16 protein-coding genes (1 of these 16 running past the window's edge) are annotated in these 20,608 nt (G+C 47.4%); 4 read left to right on the forward strand and 12 right to left on the reverse strand.

Features of this window, described 5'->3' with window-relative positions; genetic code table 11:
• The 11 genes from BN1546_RS09615 to BN1546_RS09670 form a co-directional block, all read right to left on the reverse strand.
• On the reverse strand, nucleotides 1-1,598 hold the 5' portion of the coding sequence (locus tag BN1546_RS09615) for an FAD-dependent oxidoreductase (protein ID WP_090737269.1). 13 nt of this gene lie to the left of the window's left edge; the window shows 1,598 of its 1,611 coding nt (coding positions 1-1,598); the start codon lies at nucleotides 1,596-1,598; its stop codon lies off the left edge, out of view.
• 23 nt (nucleotides 1,599-1,621) lie between these two features.
• Nucleotides 1,622-2,563 (reverse strand): ROK family protein, encoded by a 942-nt coding sequence (locus BN1546_RS09620; protein ID WP_255305283.1) that lies wholly within the window; start codon nucleotides 2,561-2,563, stop codon nucleotides 1,622-1,624.
• A 116-nt stretch (nucleotides 2,564-2,679) separates the two neighbouring features.
• Nucleotides 2,680-3,519, reverse strand: coding sequence for a MurR/RpiR family transcriptional regulator (locus BN1546_RS09625; RefSeq protein WP_013369019.1), 840 nt, complete (start codon nucleotides 3,517-3,519; stop codon nucleotides 2,680-2,682).
• Nucleotides 3,497-4,216 carry an N-acetylmannosamine-6-phosphate 2-epimerase gene (locus tag BN1546_RS09630; protein ID WP_013369018.1) on the reverse strand — a complete coding sequence of 240 codons (720 nt, stop codon included), beginning with the start codon at nucleotides 4,214-4,216 and terminating at the stop codon, nucleotides 3,497-3,499. The genes BN1546_RS09625 and BN1546_RS09630 overlap by 23 nt, the downstream gene beginning before the upstream one ends.
• A 5-nt stretch (nucleotides 4,217-4,221) precedes the next feature.
• Complete coding sequence (locus tag BN1546_RS09635; protein ID WP_090737273.1) at nucleotides 4,222-5,763, reverse strand: DUF4127 family protein; 1,542 nt, start codon at nucleotides 5,761-5,763, stop codon at nucleotides 4,222-4,224.
• A gap of 95 nt (nucleotides 5,764-5,858) precedes the next feature.
• Nucleotides 5,859-7,685 carry a protein O-GlcNAcase gene (locus tag BN1546_RS09640; RefSeq protein ID WP_090737275.1) on the reverse strand — a complete coding sequence of 609 codons (1,827 nt, stop codon included), beginning with the start codon at nucleotides 7,683-7,685 and terminating at the stop codon, nucleotides 5,859-5,861.
• Nucleotides 7,686-7,733: 48 nt separating this feature from the next.
• Nucleotides 7,734-8,624 (reverse strand): carbohydrate ABC transporter permease, encoded by an 891-nt coding sequence (locus BN1546_RS09645; protein WP_090737277.1) that lies wholly within the window; start codon nucleotides 8,622-8,624, stop codon nucleotides 7,734-7,736.
• Nucleotides 8,624-9,505, reverse strand: a complete 882-nt coding sequence (locus BN1546_RS09650; protein ID WP_013369014.1) for a carbohydrate ABC transporter permease — start codon at nucleotides 9,503-9,505, stop codon at nucleotides 8,624-8,626. Before BN1546_RS09650 ends, BN1546_RS09645 begins: the two co-directional genes overlap by 1 nt.
• 64 nt (nucleotides 9,506-9,569) lie before the next feature.
• On the reverse strand, nucleotides 9,570-10,844 hold the full coding sequence (locus BN1546_RS09655) for an ABC transporter substrate-binding protein (RefSeq protein ID WP_090737279.1): 1,275 nt from the start codon (nucleotides 10,842-10,844) through the stop codon (nucleotides 9,570-9,572).
• A 184-nt stretch (nucleotides 10,845-11,028) separates the two neighbouring features.
• On the reverse strand, nucleotides 11,029-11,592 hold the full coding sequence (locus BN1546_RS09660) for a DUF420 domain-containing protein (protein ID WP_017425709.1): 564 nt from the start codon (nucleotides 11,590-11,592) through the stop codon (nucleotides 11,029-11,031).
• A 290-nt stretch (nucleotides 11,593-11,882) separates the two neighbouring features.
• Nucleotides 11,883-12,158: a GNAT family N-acetyltransferase gene (locus BN1546_RS09670; protein ID WP_013369011.1), complete on the reverse strand. Its 276-nt coding sequence runs from the start codon at nucleotides 12,156-12,158 to the stop codon at nucleotides 11,883-11,885.
• A gap of 193 nt (nucleotides 12,159-12,351) precedes the next feature.
• Between BN1546_RS09670 and BN1546_RS09675 the strand changes: the two genes are divergently transcribed.
• The 3 genes from BN1546_RS09675 (at nucleotide 12,352) to BN1546_RS09685 (ending at nucleotide 14,884) form a co-directional block, all read left to right on the forward strand.
• Nucleotides 12,352-13,314 (forward strand): ATP-dependent DNA ligase, encoded by a 963-nt coding sequence (locus BN1546_RS09675; RefSeq protein WP_090737283.1) that lies wholly within the window; start codon nucleotides 12,352-12,354, stop codon nucleotides 13,312-13,314.
• 110 nt (nucleotides 13,315-13,424) lie between these two features.
• Nucleotides 13,425-13,964 (forward strand): MarR family winged helix-turn-helix transcriptional regulator, encoded by a 540-nt coding sequence (locus BN1546_RS09680; RefSeq protein ID WP_058831196.1) that lies wholly within the window; start codon nucleotides 13,425-13,427, stop codon nucleotides 13,962-13,964.
• A complete protein-coding gene (locus BN1546_RS09685) occupies nucleotides 13,961-14,884 on the forward strand; it encodes an alpha/beta hydrolase (RefSeq protein ID WP_090737285.1) in 924 nt (307 codons plus the stop codon). Before BN1546_RS09680 ends, BN1546_RS09685 begins: the two co-directional genes overlap by 4 nt.
• Nucleotides 14,885-14,946: 62 nt before the next feature.
• Here the strand turns inward: BN1546_RS09685 and BN1546_RS09690 are convergent, their stop codons facing one another.
• Nucleotides 14,947-15,882: a manganese-dependent inorganic pyrophosphatase gene (locus BN1546_RS09690; protein ID WP_013369007.1), complete on the reverse strand. Its 936-nt coding sequence runs from the start codon at nucleotides 15,880-15,882 to the stop codon at nucleotides 14,947-14,949.
• Between the two features lie 362 nt (nucleotides 15,883-16,244).
• Here BN1546_RS09690 and BN1546_RS09695 point away from each other — a divergent pair, with 362 nt between their 5' ends.
• Nucleotides 16,245-20,531: a S8 family serine peptidase gene (locus BN1546_RS09695; protein WP_090737287.1), complete on the forward strand. Its 4,287-nt coding sequence runs from the start codon at nucleotides 16,245-16,247 to the stop codon at nucleotides 20,529-20,531.
• Nucleotides 20,532-20,608: the final 77 nt, after the last annotated feature.

Genomic DNA, 20,608 nt, shown 5'->3' on the forward strand with positions numbered 1-20,608 from the left:
CCTTCTGGTTCGAACACCTCTACTGGCCAATGCAGCTCCACACCTTGACGAAGGAGAACATTTTGAAAACGTCCAAGATGTTCTTCTGACCGGCTCACTTCAATAGGATATACTCCGTTGGAGACACAGTAAGCCGCCAAGCTTCCCGATGACTCTCCTATATTCCATTCTGTAGGATGTAGCCGATAGCAACCATTGGCTATTTGAGTCATCCCTATATTTTTGCAAGCAGGAAGCAAATTACGAACTCTGACAGGAATCAGTGAACCCAATGGAATTTCATAAGGATAGTTAGGGATGTAAAAGGTTCGCTGAGATACCGTAGTCGGATGAAGATCTAAATGATAGCTGCCCACACCTACACTGTCTGAATACCGTTTGGGTCCCTCCTTCCCCCGAAGCTCACGACTTACATCAAACTCCGAAATCGTATACTTGGCCTTAATCCGGCGCGACTCGCGAATATAAGCCGTTTTAGCCAGACCGTCAGAAGTGCCAAGAAAATCACCCCGTGGTCGAATTCCTGGATAGCCGAAACCTCCATCTAATCGGGGAGCCTCAGTTTGAAGCCAATATATTAATGAACGAGTCAACTCACGCGCTCCTTCTCGATGCCTTGCCTGCTCCTGAGCGGTGACACCGATCAATGGTCCCAGGTAATAATCATTTTGAGCCCAGTTTAAAAGAGTAACCTCACCATCGTTTAGCGGTTCGCTCCATATGGAAGGATCTACGATACGACGATAATCCCATAAGGATACAATACCCTGATCGTTAGGGAATAATGTAAACTGTTTTAGCTTACTGGTATCATCTGCATCTGTTGCAAACCAGCTCAAAATCGGAAAACGGGAAAAGGACGGGATATAATTTCTCCAGAAATCGTATTGTTGCGGTCGCTCTATAATGAAGCTTTCCTGAGGAATGTAATCTACAGCAGCCACATGCGTGATAGATTGCATATCAAGAGGATTAGCATACTCCAGTGCATGAGGCTCCCCCGTTGCAGCTCGGGACTCCGCTCCACTCGTATGCTCCACACCCGCCATGGGAAGGAGATCACCACACTCTGTGGCATCCAGATAAAACGTTCCATGCAGCACTCTGAGGCCACTCTTATGATCAGGATTATACGAGGTACGGACGGTAACAGAAGTGATAGTATCTCCATCTGTCTGAACAGCAATAGGCACGGTGTGATAATATACACGAACACGTCCCGTATTTAAATAAGGAGCAAGCATATCCTCAAGCACCTGTAGAGCTACCCGTGGTTCATGAGCCAGACGACTTACCCAGCCGTTCCCAGGATTAAGAATCGGATCATTGTAGGCTTCTTCAGTTAATGGATAGTTCTGACGGTAGTAGTCGCGTACACGATTGCGGAACTCACGATACGTTGCTGTGCAACCAAACTGTTCGATCCAGCGGTGCTCATCCGGAGGAACAGCCTGTGAAGTTAATTGCCCTCCCAGCCAGTCCGTCTCCTCTGTCATGATGACTCTCATACCAGCTTTCGCCGCTGCAAGGGCTGCCGATGTCCCACCCAGACCTCCGCCAATCACAACAATATCGGCATCAAGCCGTTTTTGCGTCATGGTTCGTTCCCCTTTCATTTTTACTAAGATTCCGTCATCTCAAAAGCAAGCCTGGCAGCGCCAATGAATCCAGCGCGGTTTCCCAACATTGCCCGACTTACTTCTGTCTGAACTCCCAGTCGGTCCAGATGCTTTTCCAGCAAGGGCCACCAGACATCTCCCGCGTCCGCTACTCCTCCCCCAACAATGATCAACTCAGGATCAAGAGTCACCGATATATTAGCCAGAAGAACAGCTAAATCTGCTGTGTAGTCATCTAGCGCCTGAATTGTCTTCAGGTTGCCGTGAGCGGCCTCTTCCACAATCTCGTTCCCAGAACAATACAGTTTTCCGGTGCATTCACTACCTCGACGTAACAGGGCGCTACCTGATACGTATTGCTCAGCACATCCCTTTTTCCCGCAATTGCAGGGGTGACCTCCAGGAAACAAAATACTGTGCCCCCAATCGCCGCCGCTCCAATGAGCACCTCTACACAAGAGGCCATTTTCCATATACGCGCCTCCGACCCCTGTTCCCAAGGTGAGCATGGCTAGGCGCTGCTTACCCTTCCCGGCCCCCTGCCAAGCTTCTCCAAGTAACGCAGCGTTCGCATCATTATCAGCAACCGCACGTAAAGCAAGCTTTTCTCTAGCCCACCTCACCAAGGATGTACCCTGCCAGCCAGGTAGGTTATCTGTAGCGTACACAACTTCACCGCTCTCCACATTCACTCTGCCAGCAGTAGCAATACCTAAAGCGCCTATACCTACAGGGGTACTCACACTGGTATCCCCAAAAGAACGCATCAGTCCGAATACAGACTCAGATACACGCGACAACACCCAGTCACGCCCACGGGAGGCATCTGTATCCATTCGAATTTCATCAAGTACAGATCCATCCCGTGCCACTATGGCGGCCTTTACAGAAGTCCCCCCAATGTCGATCCCAATGACTTTGTTCAATGCAACTGCCACCACCATATCCTCCTTGTTCCCCCACATAAAAGCTTACGAGCTCTTAGCACAAACCTTCTATAGATAGAAAAACATGATGAACTGTCGGAGCGTGCCGTATTCCAATCCACAATCGCAGAATTTCAATAACTTCGTTCAATCACCGCTCTCGCTGTTTTTTCCTTCATTTGTTTGGTGTGACTCGTGTGCTTGCGAGCAAGTCCTTCACAGATGAGGTCAATCACGAATAGCTGTGAGATTTTGGCGCCGATTGAACCGCCTTCTATCGGAGCTTCCTTCCCTGCGGTCAGTAAAACAATATCTGCAATGGAGGTAATAGGTGATTTTGCATAATTCGTAATTGCGATAACTGTTGCACCGTTCTGCTTGGCCTTGTGCAGCATGTCATTCGTATCCAGCGTACTTCCTGATACACTGATACCAATAGCGACATCACCAGGACTCATGGACACCGCCATCATCGACTGAATATGTCCGTCTGCCACAGCCTCGGCGCGCCGCCCAATCCGCAAGAAGCGGTTTTTAGCATCCTGCGCGGAAATGCCCGATGCACCTACCCCGAAAAATTGAACATAACCCGCTTGATCGAGACACGCTATCGCACGACTAAGCTCCGAACGATCCAAGAGCCCCATACTGGAATGCAATATATCGAGCATATTGTGATACACCGTGCGGGTAATATCATGTTCGTTATCTGGGTCGATGTTCTCCTCGCTCATATCGGTTTTGCGATAAGTCTGGTTTTGCGCCAACGACAGTCGGAAATCCTGATACCCTTTAAAACCAATTTTCCGGCAAAAACGCATAACAGTCGTTTCGCCTGTACCTGCAAAGTCAGCCAGCTCCGTCACGGAGAAATATATGATGTCAGCGGGGCACTCCAGTACGCACAAAGCGACCTTTTGCTCCGATTTCGTTAATGAAGGATAATACGTGTTAATTCGGTCGTTCATCTCCATAGATGCATTTCACTGCCTTCCTTGCGGCATCGGCAAACCGCTGCGTAATCAATTGGGGTCTAGTAATCGCCGAGCCTACAACCACTGCATGTGCACCCAGCCGAAACGCTTCCTCTACTTGTGCCGGATCATGGATTCTGCCCTCTGCAATGACAGGAACAGGAACCAGCTCTGATGCTCTCCGAACCAATTCCAGATCCGGACCCTCTATCTGAGTAGAATATGGCGTATAACCGGATAACGTCGTGGATACGCAGCCTATACCAAGGGAAGCCGCATGAAGTGCTTCCTCTAGTGTCGATATATCCGCCATGGAAGCGACTCCGTGCTCATGGGCGTAATCTATGAGGTGTTTCAACTTACACCCCGCTGGGCGCGGTCTCAATGTGGCATCCAGCGCAATGATATCCGCACCTGCCTCCACCAGTTCCTCCATTTCACGGAGGGTAGGCGTAATGTAAATATCAGAATCATTATAATCCCGTTTAATCAAACCAATGACTGGTAGAGGGATCGCCTGTTTAATCGCACGTACATCCGATGCACCATTGGCACGAATCGCTACAGCTCCACCCTCCTGTGCAGCACGCGCCATTTTGACCATAGAATCTGCTCCATGCAACGGTTCGCCTGGTAGCGCCTGACAGGAAACGATCAGTCCATGCCGAACCTTGGATAATACACCTTCCATTCCCATAGGAATCACTCCCTCCCCTCGGCATAATGCCGTACAGTCAATCCAACTTCAAAGGTACGGTTCCACGGCATGTAGCAATCTGTAATTTCCACGCGACCTTCCGGCCCGTTTACATATTCATCGAGTGCCTGCTCCAGCCGTCCGCGAATGACTGCAGCTACCGACCCTCTAGAGCCATCGAGCATAAACTTGTTAAAACCCATCTGCTCCACAATTCCATTATTCATAGCTGTACGTACCACGGCGCAATAACAGGCATCCTCAGCGTAGCGTAGCCCCAGAAAATCCAGGTGTTCCTCCGTAGGACCATAGCGGACATAAAGCATAGACTGAGCAATGACAGTACCGAGCGTGTTAGAACTAGTATTCCAGCCTGCATAGCCTGCCAGCTTAAATAGCAATCCCTTTTGCCTCAATAGTCTAAGTAGCTTGAGATCGGCGCCGTTGGCATAGGCTACATCCGCAATTGCAATATTTTTATTGGTATGATGCTGCATATGAGCACCGTACTCAACCAGCTCTACCAGATTCCGATGTACATCATATCCGGCCATCGCATGCTGCTGGGATGAAGCTTCTGCCATCGTGTCGCCGGGCGTGTTCGCCAGCAAAATCAAATCAGCCTCCGCTGCTGAGGAAGCAATCAGCCCACCTGCCGCTATAATCTGATACTTTAACGTCTCGTAAAAATAACGATCCTCAAAAAGCGGGACTACAAATGCTCCCTGCAAAGCAGACAATCGAGGATACACCAGTGGAACTACATGATTCGTCTGATTCACCCAACGAGCTAGCAACGTACAACCCACTTCGTCTGCCCCCGGGTACATATATACTTTCAAATCTAACCCAAGCTCGGAAATACGACTTCTTAGCCGCTGTTGATCCTTGGCGGTATAGCCGTAGGGAGCCGAATCATCCTGTGGGATGATCATAAAATCAATCACGCCTTCTGCTACCAGTTCCAGTGCTACTTGATTGGCTTCCAAATTCACACGGCGACGCCCTAGATAATCATCCAAAATCTCTATAGGCAAACGCTCATCGATGTCCGCTAATTCCAGCAACTCTTCTGCGGTAGCAATCGCTAGCTCCTGACGATGCTCAATGAAGCCCTTTCTGAATATCTCACGGCCCCAATCAGCATAGTAGTCTGGTTCCTCATCAGCTAAAGAGTACTGCGGACAACGCATAATCAATTGAAATGCATACAGAGTCAGTTGCGGGTATAGCTGCTTTAACCTGCGAAGACGATTAGCTCTGTCTCCGACCTGCTCACTCGACATTCTGTGTAGCCGAGAGGGTACGATCCCCCCGTACAGCAGCGTATCCATCGCAATAATAGCTCCATCAGCACTCGCCGCACGTTCTTCGAGCCATGCCCATAGTCTAGTCGTATCGCCAGGGGTTTTCTTTTGTCCCATCCATTCTAATGGAGGGCGCTCCATTTCAAGGTCTGTGCCCTGTGCTAGTAAGTACGGAAATTGATAATTACAGGGCCGCTCATCCAGCGGCACAAAAAGTAATCGAGTATTTGGCTTCACCATACGTTCCACCTCTCCTGAAAATCACCGTTATCCTAACGGCAAATGGTAATTTTCAAGGCAGCTATGCTGCCTTGTCTCTTAACCATCACAAATTCTCACAAGATCAGTCGATGTTTGCCTTGTTCATCCTGATCGACATAGCCCCACTGCACGGCGGCACGGATCGCCGGATTGCTCCCCAGCCGAGCCTCCGCTTCCAGGCAAGCCGTAATACTGCGTCGTAGTTCGTCCACGACCTCGTCCGTCAGAGGCGGCGGCTCTTGTCCGTCAGTTGCTTCGCTCTGCATGAGATTTCCTAGCGACTGCACATCCTTCTGGCGCTCGCTACCGAGCGCAGCTTGGCGCAGCACTTGCCACAGGCTCACGTCCAACTTGGCACGTTCCAGCCAAGGCGCAGCCTGTGCCACGAAGCCTGCCGCCGGATCATCGGCAGATATATTCTGTAGGACGCTCACGACGTAAAGCAGCCGCTCGAAGTATATATCCAGCGCAGGGATATCGCGCATTTGCAAGGCAAGGTCCACATCCTCATACGTGCTGCCGCCCAGTCGGCTGTTCTTGTTTTGGCGACAGAAAAACATCAGTTCATCTGTATGCTCCCCCGCCAACTCCCGCACAGCCCATTCCCAGGACAGCTCTGGCATATACCGCTCACTGTTCCACATATAGTGGGACATCGTAATGAGCGTCACTTTGGAGCACTCCCACTGGTTCATCGGGTTGGCTACCATGCCGGTATGTCCGCAATCTGGAAGACCGGAATACCGTCCGCGCAGTGGATCGAGGAATAACCGATCATGGTCACAATCATTCACCGGAACGTTATCCCACAACCACAGCTCATGCCCATAGAACGCATGATTATCGGCAGCATGCTGGCGACTAATCTGTGGAGCAAAAACAAAGTATCCCGTCCAGAACACCTTAATCTCCGGATGCAATCGCTCCCGGAAATCCTTTTTGTATTCGGTATCCCAATAGGACCAATATTCCGAAGGACAGACTGTCAGCGTAAATTCAGGCAGCCGTTCAGCCAACCATGTATGAACCTTATTCGTTAAAAAGACATGGGCGTGGCCCGAGCGGCCCAGCAAATGTCGATTTTCTCCTTTAAGGACATAATCAATGTCATCCATTAATATAGAAAAATGGCGCACGCCAATCGCCATCATGGCCGCCAGCTTTTCCGTTAATTTGAGGAAATCTTCATCGCTGCCAAAACTCAGGTCATTCCCTGGACTGATACAATAATGAAAATCAACCTCGTGCCGTTCACAGGCTTCCTTTAATTCGCGGATTTGGGCAAACGTCTCCTCAGGGTACGGTTCCCTCCATAGCTCACGATGATATGGATCGTCCTTGGGAGCGTACATGAACGTGTTCATCCGATGCGCAGCCATAAAATGGACGGCATCCAACCGATTCGCAAAACTCCACGGTTTCCCATAGAAGCCTTCAATGATTCCTCTGACCGGAAAGGAAGGCTCATCTCGAATAGACATCACCGGTAGCGTACATCGTTCCTGTTCTACTTGAAGCAGGAGATGCAGGGCATCCATGCCGTACTTGAGCCCTCTTTTATTGGACGCATGGATTTCAATTCTACCTTCCTTCTGAATGTCCAAACGATATCCATCTGCAGTAAGCGTTCCGTCATACTCAAGTACCAACTGCACGCTTCCCCTTGTTTCAGTCGGAACACCGGGTCCCGGAGGTGCAATGAGCCTGATCGGTCCCTCGGGGTCCAGTGCACCTTCATATTCCTGGTTCATTGCGAAGCGCGAGGACAGTTCACAGATCAGGTTCGGTTCAGAGATAACCAGTTTGTCCCCACTGTCATACACATCACGAAAATAATATTGAATCTCCTGCGGTGTTAGCCCTACACCCGAATTAGGCCTCATTCCTTTGGACAGTTCCATCGCAATCGTCTCCTTCCATTTACGGACTCTCCGTAGCCGAGACTTGAATTATCCCTTTACCGCTCCCGCCAAGCCTTCCATATAATAGCGCTGTGTGAACAGGAACAATATAATGATCGGCAATACCGAAATCATTGTGCCTGCAGCAATCCAGCCAAAATTATAAGCAAACTGACCATTGAGATACGTAAGTGCAGCTGCCAGCGGGTATAGCTCCGTATCGTTCAGAATAACGATAGGCCACAGGAAGCTGTTCCAGAACGACATGGCCTCCAACAGAGAAATCACAGCAAGCGCCGGTTTGACCAGCGGAAGCACCAACTGCCACCAGATTCGAAACTCCGAAGCACCGTCCATTTTACCCGAATCACGCACGTCGGCGGGGATATGAATAAACGTCTGCCGCATTAGAAAAATGTTGAACACAGAGACTGCCCCAGGCAACACTACACCCATATATGTATTGCCCAGATGAAGTCCTTGAATGGTCAGATAATGCACAATAAATGCCGTATAAGAAGGAATAATCATTGTAGCAATCAGCAACGTAAACACCACATTTTTACCTTTAAAACGAAATACAGCCAGGGGATATCCCGTCAAACTGGCCAGTATCACATTGAGCACAACGCCCAACACCGTAATGATGACTGTATTCAGCATATATTTAGGAAAATCCATGAACTGCCACACCTGAACATAGTTGTCGAAATTAATAAAGGTCGGGAAGATCGCAGGCGGCGTTGAAAAAATATTACGGCCTGGCATGAGGGATACACTAAGCAGCCATAGAAACGGTCCCATTAAAAAGAGGGCTAGCAGCACTAAAAGCAAATACATTATCGTCATTCTGAGCACTCGACCAAGACTACGCATGATGCGACTGCTCTCCTTTTTAGGAAGAGACGAGTGTAGCATTTTATCATTCTGTAGATTCATCAATAGGGATTGACACCGCCTTTCCTATTGAATCGGAATACGATAATACTAAGTACTGCAATCATTGCACCGACAATTAAGCCAAGTGCCGAAGCGTACCCAAAATTAAACTGCTCCATCCCCTTTTGAAAAATATACAAGCTGGATGTCAACGTGGCCGTTCCCGGTCCACCCTTGGTTAACACATATACCTCATCAAAAACACGAATAGCTGCCATAAGCGATATGAGGGTACAGAATAAAACGTAAGGTTTTAGCAGCGGAAGCGTAATATGAATAATCAAACGCCATCGACTTGCTCCGTCCACCCTAGCGGCTTCGTACAGATCATGAGGAATGTTTTGTAATCCTGCCAGATAGAGCATCATATAATACCCGAGTCCCTTCCACATCGTGATGAACATCAGTACATACAAGGCTAAATTACTGTCCGATAGCCAGTGTATGTCTTTGCTAATCAAACCTGCCTGTATAAGCAAATAGTTCACTACGCTGTTATTGCCCAACAGCCAACTCCAAATTAAGGCCACAGCTACCATCGAAGTCACAACAGGGATGTAGTAGGTCGTACGAAATATTTTAATTCCAGGGATACGGCTGTTCACCAGCACAGCCATCAGGATAGAGAAAAGTTGAAGAAAGGGGACAATGAGCACGTATAACAATGAATTCCAAATCGAAATAAGAAAGTTACGGTCCTTAAACGCTGCTTCAAAATTATCCAAGCCGACAAAATGGGTATCTGATATGACAGAGTAGTCCGTCAATGCCAGCGGAATGCTGTAAATAATAGGCCAAAATACAAAGACGGCAAGCAATAACAGTCCCGGCGTCATAAAGGCCCAGGCCGTAAAGGACTCCGACCTCAACCATTTGATCATGCTGCATCACCACCTGATTTTGATAAATGAACAGGGGAGTATTCGCATTACTCCCCTGTCATACCTATTGCTTTAAAATATCGTTTACTTCCTGCTCCAGGGCAGTAAGCGTCTCCTTCGCATCTCTTCCGTTCAATAAAATATTTTGCAAGGCTCGCGCGATTGCACTGTTCACATCCTTGGCATTAGGCACACCGACCATATAATCTGTCGCCTTATCCAAGCTTTGTGCAGATACTACCTTGGCTTGTGCTTCTAATGATTGGTCAGACTGAGTAAAATACGGGTCTTTAATGGATTCTTTCGTGGAAGGTAGGGTATTGGCCTCTTTAGAAAAAGCCGTTTGACTCTCAGCATTTGTTAAGAAAACAGCAAATTTCACCGCCTCGTCTATATGTGCAGACTTAGTAGGTACGACCAGGTCCATAGAGTTGGAGAGCCGCACATCAGCTTTGCCAGTTGGGACGGGAACAGCAATCGTATTCTTATATACGTCCGGCGCCGCCGTTTTGATAAAATTGATGAACGTCGGACCTGCCAGCTCAAAGGCAACCTGCTCGCCGGCATAATATTTCACTTGCTGTGAAAAATCAGCATCTTCCTTGAGCACGACACCATCTTCCATCTGTTTTTTTAGATTATCAACCATGGTGACTGCGTCTGGAGTGTTGAATGCAGCTGCTGTCTTCTCTTTATTTAGAATGGGAATACCGTCAACCGCAAAAAGCTTGGATACGAGCTGCTGAGCATAGCCGGCCTTACCGATTTTTCTATTGATTTGGCGGCCCCATTCTGACAATTCTTCCCGCGTTTTGGGCGGATGAGCAGGGTCCAATCCAGCAGCTTTAACCAGCTTTGTATTCATGTAAAGTACTTCCGTGCCGGTATACCAGGGTAGTGCATAAGCTTTACCGTTAATAACCGTAGAATTATAAATACCCTCGAAATAAGCAGCCTTTTCCTCGGGCGACAAGTGTTCATTCATATCAACAACAGCACCCTTAGAGCCCATTTGGCTAGCAAATTCCGTATTGAGATTCACTACATCCGGGCTGCTGTTGCTAGCAATACTCGTCAATAACTTATTGGTCACTGCATCATACGGGTAATCCTTCCAATCAATTTTGACATTAGGGTTCTTCTGCTCATAATCGGCAATGACCCGATTAAAATACGGGGTAAATGTAGGTTGTAGCGCAATGGTCCAAAATTGCAGTGTCACTTTCCCTCCGTCTACCTTTTCCGGCTTTGAGCCTCCGCCACCGCAGCCGCTCAGCAGTACAACCAGTGCCAGCATAGATACAAGCAACCGTAACCTGCCTTTCGCTTTCTTTGTCACATGGTGACCCCCTTGTTCTTAGTTGATTAAGGTAAATTATAACAGAAATACCGTTATAGAAGGAACATTTTTTCAATAAAATAAATTTAGAAGGAATAATTTTTCTTTTATTGGATACAAAAAAGACGCCTCTTCAATAGAGACGCCATGTTTTCCAAATCAACCTACAAAGGATTCACATCTATTAATAATATGGAGCCATGAAAACGTACACCAAAACCCCAGTCAAGCTCACATATAGCCAAATAGGCATCGTCCAACGGGCAATTTTACGATGTTTCGCTACCTGCATCGTCCATCCCCATACAACTGTGAATAGTGCCAGCGGTACGATAATCGCAGCCAGTATACTGTGCGAAATCAACAGCGTAAAGTAAATCGGCCGCAGGATACCCACACCACCATATTTTGCAGTTTCCGGCGAAATGTAATGGAAGGTTAGGTAGGAAAATAAAAACAAAACGGTACTGGCAAAGGCCAGCAGAATAAAGGTTTTATGCACCTTAATGTTTTTCTTGAAAATCGCAACCAATGCAGCCACCAAGAAAATAAATGTGAAGCTGTTAAAAATCGCATTCAACCTTGGGAAAATAGTGAGATCAAAACTAACACTCCCCTGGTATCCGATCGGCGAAAAGAACAGCAGCAAAATAATCACATTGGCTATAATGGAAACGGTGATAATCAAGGCTGTAAAATTACGATTGCTCGTTGGAACGTACTGCTTGTCCTCACTCGCTTTATTCATCATGAGCGTCTCCTTCGTTTAAATTCAGGTTTTCGTTATTTTTGCGGTCATAACCATAATATATTATATAGAACTCATAGATAGCCTGTGAAGTGACAACAGTATGAACAATTTCATAGCCATTCTCCAGAAAATATGCTTCATCGATTTGGGAATCGCTCTCATTTCCCCATATCAACGGTAGAATGCATTCATTTTACAAGCTTTATGCACACAAAAAACACCGAAAAGGGATCGTTCCCCACTCCGGTGTTGTGTCGGCTATGCAATACGCTGCCATGATATCATATTTATTGCTGCCAGACGTCACTGTATTCCTGATGACGCTTGAACAGAGCCAGCGCGTACGAGCAAGCAGGGATCACCTTTTTGTGCTGTTCCCTTGCCATAGCAACAACTTTGTCGATAAGCTCCTTGCCAATTTTTTGACCCCGTAACTGCTCGGATACAAATGTATGGTCAATGACCAAAGAGTGGTCATCTACGGATTTATAACCTACTTCTGCAACTACCTGTCCATCATCCACCATGACTACTGCATGGTCTTCCTCGCGAATTTGTCTCATGAGACCAATCCCCTTTCTGACTGAAGAAAATGCCGGTACAACTCCATGCGAACGAGTACTGCAATCACTTGATGCCCACGCTAGATATCCTTATCATTCCCCTATTTAGGGGACAGCGAAACATCACATACATAAAAAAGGAACTATCGTCGACACTATATTTATTCCAATTAAGGTAAAGGGAGGTGCTGTGTTGGGCACGGAAATGAAGCCTGTCATCCCGTTTGAACCGGAACTGAGCGAAAAAGTCCCTGTAGATGCAGGCCTTTGGCGTTACGAAATAAAATGGGACGGTACAAGAATTTTAACGTATCACGATCAGGGCAGCACGCGTCTGTTCAATCGCAAGCAGCATGAACGAACGCTATTGTATCCGGAGCTTGCTCACTTCTCCTCCTACTGCAGGGCAGATTCAGTCATACTGGACGGGGAGATGATCGCACTTGGTGCCGACGGTAAACCGTCGTTCCATGAAATTATGCGCCGGGATCTGATTCGCCGGACGGATCGAATTCAGGCAGCCTATACAGCCGTACCCGCTACTTACATGTTGTTCGATATTGTTTATCTAAATGGGGAATGGGTTCATCGCAAACCGTTACAGGAAAGGCTTGAACTGCTGCATCAGATCATCATACCGAATGAACGGATCCAACTGGCTCCCGCTCATCCTGATGGACAAGCTCTATTTCAGGTTATGTGCAGCCAAGGAATGGAAGGTATTGTGTGCAAAAAACTGGATAGTCCATACACATTGGGCGGACAGGACAGACGATGGGTCAAGGTCAAAAATTATGGTGATATCATTGCCGTTATCGGTGGCTATACCCTAAACGGAGGCGTTATCAACGCTGTATTGCTGGGCCAGTATGATAGACAAGGAATGCTGCGCTATATCGGGCACGTGGGTACAGGTAAGCTGACTCGTGGAGATTGGCGTCAGCTAACTGAGCGCCTCTTGCCACATACCATATCGGAGCGACCTTTTATTAATAAACCGGATCGGCATCAAGACGCATTTTGGGTAAAGCCCATGTTTACCGCCAAGATTCAATATAGTGAGTGGCGCTGGCAAGAAGGACGTACCTTGCGGCAGCCCTCCATCCAAGCTCTTGTGGATCAAGGTATTGAACAGTGCATCGGACCTTGGAAGTGACGTTTTACCGATACTTTTTCAAAAAATGCAGAACAAAGTTTGTATAAATCATTGCAACCAGTGGTTAATTAAATTACAGTTAACTAATTAACTACATCGAGGTGGATCGCATGTTCTTTTTTTTGGACTCCGAAATTCGTCAACTGGCCTATAATCTATTTCCAGGTGGCAATAAGCCGATTGGTGTTTTGGTAGATTTATTTTCTATAACGTACGAAATAAGAAAAAATATGGAAAAACGTTCGCGTGAATTTGGTCTCTCCTACGGGCAATATATTGCACTTTGTGTACTTTCTGCGCAAAGAGATGAAATGTCCTCTCCTTCTGCTTTAGCTGAAAAGATGGGTGTCAGCCGAGCAGCAATCAGTTCTATGGTCATTTCTCTTGAACAAGAAGGATTCATTAATAAATACGACGATCCCAATGACAAGCGGGGAGTGTTTGTTTCCCTGAATGATAAAGGAAGAAGTAAAATTCAGCAGATGGACCCTTTTTTTATAGGGCTGGCTTCACGTCTGATGTCAGACTTTACTGAAGCGGAACTCTGCCAGTTTCAGACCTATTTGTCACGCGTACGAGATGCTTTTGAAGATGTTAAAGGTTCGCGTCTAACCACCCCCAGTGCCCTCAGAGAGGAGAAAGACCAATAGTGCGAAGACTGAGACAAAATCTGTTCGTCAAACTTGCCCGCAGATCGGCTGGCCGGATGATAACAGCATCCGATTTTAAACCTTCGCATTCTCCCAAAGTACATCGGACAGAGAGGATGATTCCCACCTCTGTAGGTGATTCCAGGGTGATTGTATATGAGCCTTCCCTCAGGTCTGCTGATCCACTCCCAGTATTCGTCAATTTTCATGGTAGCGGATTCATTATGGGCAGCGCTGAAATGGATGACCCCTGGTGCCCGGTCATTGCCGAACGTGCGAATTGCGTCGTCGTTAATGTCGATTATCGCTTAGCCCCGGAGCACAAATTCCCTATTCCGCTACAGGAAAGCTATGATGTGACCCAATGGGTGTACAAGCATCCTAACGTGCTGAACATCGATCCCCAACGCATTGCGGTCGGCGGACATAGCGCAGGAGGTAATCTTGCAGCAGCACTGTGTCTTATGGCCCGAGATCGCAAGGAATTCCCGATTGTGTATCAGGTGCTGGATTACCCTTCACTGGATATCGCTACAGATCCCAAGCTGAAGCCTCAATTTGAGAAGGCGATTCCGCCTCGCGTGGCAAAAATCTTCAATGAAAGCTATTTGCGCTCGCCAGATGAGGCGCAAAATCCGTTGGCTTCTCCTATTTATGCAGAATCGCTACATGATCTCCCTCCTGCGCTGATCATAACGGCCGAGCTGGACTCCTTGGCTGATGAAGCTGAGTTGTATGCCAAGCGGCTGATTGAAGCGGATGTACCCGTAATGTATAAGAAATACATGGGTGCCGCACATGCTTTTACTCATAGCGGGGATCTCGCTGTAGCTGAAAGTGCCTGGCACCTGATGAGCGACCAGTTGAAATTGGCATTTGAATTTCGTATCGAGGACGTTCTGGAAGATCTGAGGAAATAAAAATAAGCCTCCTGCTACCACTGCCTTCATGCAGTCGGGTTCAGGAGGCTTATTTTATATCATTACAAACTGTTAAAAGCTTCTGTCAATACAGGCACAATTTGCGATTTGCGCGATACGACACCTTTCAGAACAGCTTTGTTGTCATCCAACTGTACATTGTAGGCTTTTTCAACTGCTTGGGCTTGGCTTCCCAGCGCAATACCAATGGAATCACTGTTCACAATGTCTGTTACGACGAACAAGAACAGATCAAGATTTTTAGCTGCAATGGTTTGGGCCAATGCAGCTTCCAAATCAGCTTGACGGGACAGCACATCGTTTACGTCTACTGCGTTCACTTGTGCAATTTCCACTTTGCGTCCATTCATCTGGAATTCTTTTGCGTCCAAGCTTACTAACTGCTCAATCGTGTGACCACTCAAATCAGCACCCGCTTTAAGCAAGTCAAAACCGTAACGATCTGCATCTACACCAGCAATTTCGGCCAGTTCGCGGGCAGCGGCTACGTCCTGATCTGTGCAGGTCGGGGATTTGAACAACAGGGAATCGGAAATAATCGCGGACAACATCAGACCTGCGATTTCTTTGGGAATGGCTACACCGTTTTCCTTGTAGAGCTTGTTCAAAATGGTGGCTGTGCAACCTACTGGCTCAGCGCGGAAGTACAGCGGCTGGCTTGTTTCAAAGTTAGCGATCCGGTGGTGATCGATGACTTCAGTTACGCGCACCTTGTCAATGTCCGTTGCGCTTTGCTGGCGTTCATTATGATCGACCAGAATGACGCTGTCTGTTTCAGTAGCAACCTGCTCAACCAGACGCGGCGCGCTCACTTTGAAATAATCCAGCGCATACTGCGTTTCCCCGTTAACCTCTCCCAGACGAACCGGCTCTACGTCCGCGCCCAGTTTGGTTTTCAAGTCTGCATAAGCAATAGCTGAGCAAATGGTATCCGTATCCGGATTTTTATGCCCGAAAATCAATGTTTTTGCCAACATAATCGACTCCTTCACCTTAAGCAATTTACGTGATTGTGTAACCTCAACAATTCCAATGCAGATTATATCATTAAATCTTGCATTCTCCCATTCCCCTTCGATTGATTTCAAAAATAATCTAGTAAATTCATAACATTTCCATGGAATCTATATGTGAAGTTAACCTTATTTTTTCTAAAAATATAAAAAACATATAGTAATATATCCCACCATTATGGTAAGATATGCCTCAAAACTGGCAAGTTAGTCACCAGTGGTCAATTCTATTATTTTAGATATTAAGGGAGGCGTGAGAACAACGGCAGTGGCTTCAAATCCTAGTATGTAGAGATATCATATTTTGATTGAAAAGAGGGAAATCTTTGAAAAAGCCGATCATTTTGCAAAAAATACCTGTCGTATCACTCGCTCTTGCCTTGACGGTAAGCTTATCTCTGCCGTCTTTCAGTTCTGCCGCTCCTGCGGATCTGTCCATCGACTCATTTTTAAAAGCTCAGGAAGCATTAACTATTGAGTCGGCTCCGGCCTTTATCTCACCTGAGCTGAGTACAGACTCCTCCCGTCAGGTCAGAGTCATCGTGCAGCTTGATGGTGAGCCCCTAGCAGTGGACAAATATGCAGCACGTTCAAGCGCCAAAGCTTTCACCGCTCAATCCGAGCAAAAAGCCGAATCTGCGATCGCCACCGAGCAAACCACGTTCGTAGACCAAGCCGCTGAGCACGGTATTTCTCTTCAAGTTAATTACCAGTACAACACGGTGCTTAACGGACTGGAGGTTACGGTGCCAGCCAATAAAATTCCAGAGTTGGCTAAACTGCCAGGCGTTAAATCCATTCACGAAAACAAAACATATTATTCTATCCCCGTGCAGGACCCGCCAACACTTACAGCCAGTGAAGCCACTTATGACAATGCGCCACTGGACCAAATTGGTGTTCCTGAAGCCTGGGCCAAAGGATTGAACGGCGAGGGAATCAAGGTCGGGGTTATTGATACCGGTATCGATTATGAGCATCCGGATTTGAAAGAAGCCTACAAAGGCGGTTATGACTCTTTTGAACAGGACAACGACCCTTACGAGGAACCGTTCCTTGAAAAAGAGAATGATCCATACGGCACAGGTTTTAGTGGAACGACACATGGTACTCACGTCTCCGGTACAATTGCCGGGAAAGCCGCGAATAAATCCTCAGATATTGTACAAAAAGGGATTGCCTATAAATCGGACTTATACGTATATAAGGTGCTTGGACGCAATACCAAGACCGGTCGTTCCTCCGGTTCCTCGGCACAGGTCATTGACGGTATAGAACGTGCTGTCAAAGATGGCATGAACGTCATCAACCTGTCGCTAGGCTCGGATTCTGAAAAGGATCCCAACTCCCCAGACGCCATTGCCATCAATAATGCGGTACTTTCCGGGGTAGTCGCGGTCATCGCGAACGGTAACGCTGCACAACAAGGGCCCTATTTTTACTCCATGGGTTCTCCCGCAACATCTCAGCTGGCGATTTCCGTTGGTGCAGCCACTTCCCCCAGCCACAGCTATTCCAATAAAGCATCCGTCAATCTTGTAACCTATGGTGATGATGAAAAGCCGATAACAGTTACATCAGATACCTATTACAATTTTAACATGATGGGTTGGCAAACATTTCACGAGGATTTTTCTTCTATTTTGGGGACAGAACCATTGGAATTAGTTTATGCCAACTTGGGATATCCAGATGATTTCACTTCTAAAGATGTAAAAGGTAAGGTTGTAATCGTATCGCGTGGCGTCTTGGGCTTCGTAGATAAAATCGCGAACGCACAACTAAATGGTGCAAAGGCTATTATTATTTTTAATGGTCAAGCGAAATCTAGCGACAGTACACAAGCCAATCTGAGTGAAGCTATCCCTGGTTACGACGGTTACATTAATTCGAATCAAGGAGACAATGTAGATTATATTCCTACCTTTGACATGATAGGAAAAGAAGGTAGAGCACTGGCAAGACAAATCATTGAAAGCCAAAACCACAAACAAAAATTCTTTATTACTTTTGGTGAAGAGTATCGTCGTACTGACAATCCTGGTAATACCATGGCCGGATTTAGCTCCCGCGGACCAAATGGCGATGAACTGCTGAGCATCAAGCCGGACGTGAGCGCACCAGGGGTTGGCATTATGTCAACGTACCCTGCCTTCGCCAAGTTCTATCCAGATGCATCCTATGAGCAAGCTTACAAACGCAGCAACGGAACGAGTATGGCATCTCCGCATGTGGCTGGACTTGCCGTGCTGCTGAAGCAGCAGCATCCGAACTGGACACCGTTTGATATCCGCGCTGCTCTGGCAAACACTTCGGTTACACTATTTGATGAGGATAAAATCCAATATGATGTGTATTCCCAAGGTGCAGGTCTTGTAAACATTGCGAATGCGATTCAGACTCCAGCCCTGCTGGAAACCGTTGAAAAGATTACGATTCTTGACAAGAACTTTAATCGGCAGGAGGTTGTGAATTATAATCCTTCCGCCAGCTTCGGGCTGTTACGACCTGGTAGTGATGCGAAGCAGATCCAGCTTCAACTCAAAAACTTGTCCGCAAACCCTGTGCAGTATGAAGCCAGCTACGTTTTACATGATAATGTCACCTCTGATCCGACTAAGCCTATTGCTACCCCCGATGTGAGCAATATTAGCGTTCAGTTGCAGGGTATTGGCGCGAATGGATCTATCTCGGCAGAACCAGGCAAATCGCAACCGTTCTTCCTGTCTGTACAACCAAGTGCGAATGCAGCTACTGGTGTATATGAAGGAGAGGTTATTCTAAAAAGCGCTGGACAGCCGACACTTCATCTTCCGTTCGTTGTGCATGTCGGCAAAGAAAATCCAACGACAGGCTTCGGCTTGCAGGACCTGAGTTTCACGAACCCGATTATTTACCCAAATCGCACAGGTGCGCAGCGCACAACAGATTTGACTTTCCGTCTGACCACAGATAAAACCAATCAGATCGCGCTCTATGTATATGGATTAGATGATAAGCTGATCGGTCTGATTGATGGGATTGCCACTACCAAGGAACAAGGTGCTAACGCTCGCCTCAAACAAGGCGCATATTCCTTCAAGGGGATTAACGGAAGTTACGTTGAATTTGATGACAATGGCAAGCCTGTTCTGGATGCTAACGGTCAGCCTGTTATTCAGCACTTGAAGGATGGCGTGTACAAGCTGGAAGTCAGCTCTCCAGAACTGAATGAAAAGGGAGAAGTCGAACGCAATACCGATGGTCCTAGACTGTTCACTGCCACTAAATCGATCCGTGTGGATAATAGTGCCCCATCCGGTGGTAGTAGTGGCGGCGGAGGGGGTGGAGGTGGCGGCAGAAGCAATACTACACCTTCTGCTGCAACTAATACATCCACCCCTGTCGCTACATCTGCACCTTCACTGCAAAGCGTAGTGAAGCAAGGACAAGCTGTAAAAGCTGTGCCTACAGCCGTTGCGTTAAACAATAATGTACAGTCACTGACAGTAGCTGATGCAGACCTGCAGGCTGCTGTGACAACAGCTGGCTCCAGTCCGACAGCTATTGTATTGTCGGCTACTAGCCAAGCAGGCCAAACGACTAAAGCATCACTCACTTCGTCACAGCTGGCAACGCTGGGCAAAGCCGCAGCAGGAAGCAGCCTGATTGTGAGTAATACAGGTTCTTCCCTGGCATTGCCAGTATCTGCTCTAAAAAATGCACCTGAAGGTGCGGGCATTGAAGTGGTCATCAGTAGCCAAGCAGAGGCGAGCGGCACATTTACAGGCAAGCTTAAAGGCTCGAATGTGATCGGCACCCCGGTAGGGTTTGAGGCCAACGTAATCACTGGCGGTAAGAGCCAACCGCTCAAAGTTTCGCCAGGACAATTTATTAGCCGATCCTTTACCGTACCTGGTCAAATTGATCCTAATACAGCCGGTGTGCTCTATACAGCGAACGGAAATGTCTATCCCGTCCCATCCGTCTTCACCAAGCAAGTTGATGGATCTACCGTCGTTAAGGTAAGCCGTCCGGGCTTCTCGACGTATGCAGCGGCGACACGACCTGTTAGCTTTGAAGATATTTCATCGTCGTATGCCCAATCCGAAATTCAATCGCTTGCAAATAAATTGCTCATTAACGGCACAACCGACACGAAATTCTCACCGAAGCAAAACGTGACGCGTGCAGAATTTGCAGCCTTGGTCACCCGGGCACTTGGCCTGACACCAGGTACTGCTGCACCATTTAGTGATATTCCGGCAGGTAGCTGGTATGCCGGGGATGTGGCGGCCGCTTATGGGGCCGGATTGATTACAGGTCGCAACAACGACAAGTTTGATCCGCAAGCAAATATCAGTCGTCAAGAAATTGCTGTTGTGCTGGGCAAAGCAGTAGACTTGCTTCAAATCAAAACAGCAGCCGATGGTCCTGCACGCACACCATACCATGATACTTCATCCTTTGCAGGCTATGCCAAGGACAGTATTGAAAAAGTAAGTGCGGCAGGTATTATTAACGGAGCCACGATTAAAGGCTCTTCCTACTTCCAGCCGAATGCACCTACAACACGTGAGGCATCTGCCAAGGTGCTGCATGTGCTCTTACAAAAAGCTGCACTCATTAACTAACAATTACAAAGCCCCCCGAGCCGTTATTTAACCAAAGTCGCGGTTCGGGGGGCTATTCTTATGTTAGACCATAATCT

The sequence above is a fragment of the Paenibacillus sp. Mc5Re-14 genome (assembly GCF_001049835.1).
Classification (GTDB): Bacteria; Bacillota; Bacilli; order Paenibacillales; family Paenibacillaceae; genus Paenibacillus; species Paenibacillus polymyxa_C.

Bases quoted from the DNA above. Each gene is read 5' to 3' on its own strand.
- BN1546_RS09620 (WP_255305283.1), bottom strand. From the start codon at position 2,563: ATGGTGGTGGCAGTTGCATTGAACAAAGTCATTGGGATCGACATTGGG.
- BN1546_RS09670 (WP_013369011.1), bottom strand. From the start codon at position 12,158: ATGAGACAAATTCGCGAGGAAGACCATGCAGTAGTCATGGTGGATGAT.
- BN1546_RS09690 (WP_013369007.1), bottom strand. From the start codon at position 15,882: ATGTTGGCAAAAACATTGATTTTCGGGCATAAAAATCCGGATACGGAT.
- BN1546_RS09630 (WP_013369018.1), bottom strand. From the start codon at position 4,216: ATGGGAATGGAAGGTGTATTATCCAAGGTTCGGCATGGACTGATCGTT.
- BN1546_RS09625 (WP_013369019.1), bottom strand. From the start codon at position 3,519: ATGGAGATGAACGACCGAATTAACACGTATTATCCTTCATTAACGAAA.
- BN1546_RS09640 (WP_090737275.1), bottom strand. From the start codon at position 7,685: ATGGAACTGTCCAAAGGAATGAGGCCTAATTCGGGTGTAGGGCTAACA.
- BN1546_RS09650 (WP_013369014.1), bottom strand. From the start codon at position 9,505: ATGATCAAATGGTTGAGGTCGGAGTCCTTTACGGCCTGGGCCTTTATG.
- BN1546_RS09635 (WP_090737273.1), bottom strand. From the start codon at position 5,763: ATGGTGAAGCCAAATACTCGATTACTTTTTGTGCCGCTGGATGAGCGG.
- BN1546_RS09645 (WP_090737277.1), bottom strand. From the start codon at position 8,624: ATGAATCTACAGAATGATAAAATGCTACACTCGTCTCTTCCTAAAAAG.
- BN1546_RS09680 (WP_058831196.1), top strand. From the start codon at position 13,425: ATGTTCTTTTTTTTGGACTCCGAAATTCGTCAACTGGCCTATAATCTA.
- BN1546_RS09660 (WP_017425709.1), bottom strand. From the start codon at position 11,592: ATGAATAAAGCGAGTGAGGACAAGCAGTACGTTCCAACGAGCAATCGT.